This window comes from Pseudomonas sp. P5_A2_2 (genome assembly GCF_054177685.1).
In genome coordinates, this window is sequence record NZ_JBGCUL010000716.1 from 1 (window position 1) to 2,367 (window position 2,367).

2 protein-coding genes are annotated in these 2,367 nt (G+C 59.4%); both read right to left on the bottom strand.

Going from position 1 to position 2,367, the window contains the following annotated elements:
* Positions 1 to 588: tetratricopeptide repeat protein (locus ACXRVY_RS24685; protein ID WP_458238490.1), on the bottom strand; the 588-nt coding region annotated here is incomplete at its 3' end.
* Positions 589 to 707: 119 nt separating this feature from the next.
* The gene (locus ACXRVY_RS24690; protein ID WP_458238491.1) at positions 708 to 1,931 is read right to left on the bottom strand and encodes a type II and III secretion system protein family protein; all 1,224 of its coding nucleotides are present in this window, start codon (positions 1,929 to 1,931) and stop codon (positions 708 to 710) included.
* Positions 1,932 to 2,367 lie beyond the last annotated feature (436 nt).

Below are 2,367 nucleotides of genomic sequence, written 5' to 3' on the forward strand. Positions count from 1 at the left end.
GCTCAAGTCGGCGCGGGTCACGAGTTCKGCAGCCGATTTCCAGTTATCCTGGTAGATCAGCAGCGTCACCATATTGAGTGCCGCCAGTGTGTTTGCCTGCTTGAGCTCCATGGCGGTCATGAACTCAAAACGTGCTTCAGGGATCCGGTGCTGATTGAGATAGACGACCCCCAGGTCATTGCGCATCCTGTCGTCGGTGGGGGCCATCTGCACCGCACGCTCAAGGTGAGTGGCAGCGCTGGCGTTATCATTTTTGGCGGCGGCCAGTTGGCCCAGGCCAAGTTCCCCTTCAGCTGCCAGACAGGTGCCGAGCAAGCTTTCGTACAAGGGCTGCGCGTCGCCGCTACGCCCCATCAAGCGCAGCACCCGAGCCTTGCGCAGGCGAACCTGCACCAGGTTATCGGGCATTCCTTCCAGATTCGCCAGGCTGGCATACAAACGGCCTTCGTCGGCCATGCTGTCGGCCAGGTTCAGGGCCAGTTCTTGCTCCGAATCGGGCTTGGCACAGCTGGCCGGTCGCGAAGACAGGCCGTTGCTGGCACAACCTGCGAGCATTAATGTCGCCGCTATTGCAATGACTGCTTTCATCGAAGGTCCCCTGGCTACAACAGGTTGAACGCCTGGCCAATGGCAATAAGGCTGGCCCGGCARGCGTGCAAAGTCACCGTCAGGCGTGAGGGCGAGGCCCGTCTGGTTCAGGCTCCGGTTCATTGCGAGAGCCCGCTGCGACTGTCGAAGTCGCCATTTTCCAGGAAAAACATGCGGTAGAAGTTCGGGTCGTAATTGCGCAGCTGCTCACCAGGCAATGACGGCAGTTGTGCATTGGCCGCCAGTGGCTGGACCAGATGCGGGGTGACGATCATCAGCAGTTCGCGCTCTTCACGGTTGATGGTGTTGTCGCGGAAAAACGCGCCCAGAATGGGGATATCGCCCAGCCCCGGAAACTTGTTCACCTGGGAATCGTTGTGGGTGCTGATCAGGCCGCTGATGACGAAGCTTTCGCCGTCGRCCAGGGAAATGCTGGTATCGGTACGGCGCACGGTCAAGGCCGGGACTATCGTGCCGGCGATGCTCACGGCGTTGGTGAAGTCCAGTTCACTGACTTCCGGCGCCACCTTCAGCGCGATACGGTTTTTCCCGATGATGGTCGGCGTCAGGGTCAGGCGGATACCGAATTCCTTGTACTCGATGGACACGTTATCGCTGCCGGAACTGGGCACCGGAATCGGTATTTCACCGCCGGCCAGGAAGCTCGCACTCTGCCCGCTGAGCGCTACCAGGCTTGGCCGTGCCAGGGTGTAGGCGAAACCGCTGCCTTCCAGCGCGTTGAGCGCCACCAGGGTATTGCCGGTAGCAAAAGCGAGGTTGAACTGGTCGTTTCTCACCGGTATCACCGGCGAAACAATACCGCCGATGGTGGGCAAGGTTCTCGGCGAACCGAACAGGAAGTTGCCGCGGACGCCGAAAATCGAGGCGGAAGCTTCCTTGAGCTTGGTCCGGCTGACTTCAACGAAGCGGATATCGGTCTGCACCTGGCTCGGCAGCAGCGGGTCGTCGGAAGGCACCGACGGCACGCTGGTCAGCGCCGACGTGGCTTTACCCTTGACGAACACCATGCTTTGGCGCGGCGTTTTCGAACAGGCGGTCCAGACCATTAGGCTGGTGGTCCCCGGTGCAAGGCCCGTGAGTATGAACGCGCTGCTGCCGCTGGGTTGCACGTCGGCAATTTTCGGGTCACCCACCGCCAGTTGCGTTACCGGAACGGGGCTGCGCAGTTCACTCTGCAGCCCCTGACCGACCTCGTAGGTTGTCGGCCAATTGTCCAGTTGCGGGCAATTGGCCGGCGCGGCCTGAGCCGCATCCACGCTGAGGCCCATCCAGAACAGGCCATGGATAATTCGCTTGAAAGCGGGCTCGGTACGAAAGCTCATTAAGTACATCCTCACTGGATGGGCCGTCTTTAGGCGGACTGAGTTGTCTCGGATCACTTCACTTCACGGGGATCGGGCTATCCCCCTCCCAATGCGCCAGACCCGCTATCCATAGCCTTGGCGTTATTCCTTGCGTTACACACGAGCGGGTCCACTTCGCTGATCTGGCGGGACAGCGAGCGACCTGGTTCCCTCGGAAAGCAATCGGTAATGAAGGTACAGAGCCGGAAAACGCCTGCCAGGATCATGGTGAGGTAACTCCTTTTGCCAATTTGCTGTCTGATCACTGAAGCTAACGTGGAAAATCCAGCCGTGATGACTTCTTATTGTTTGAAGGTAGTTCAATCAGTCCAAAGTGCCATGAATTTAAACAAAACCATTGGTGCAAAGGCTGGGTTTAGGCGGGCGGGCGAGCGATTCGGGCAAGGTCGCAGCA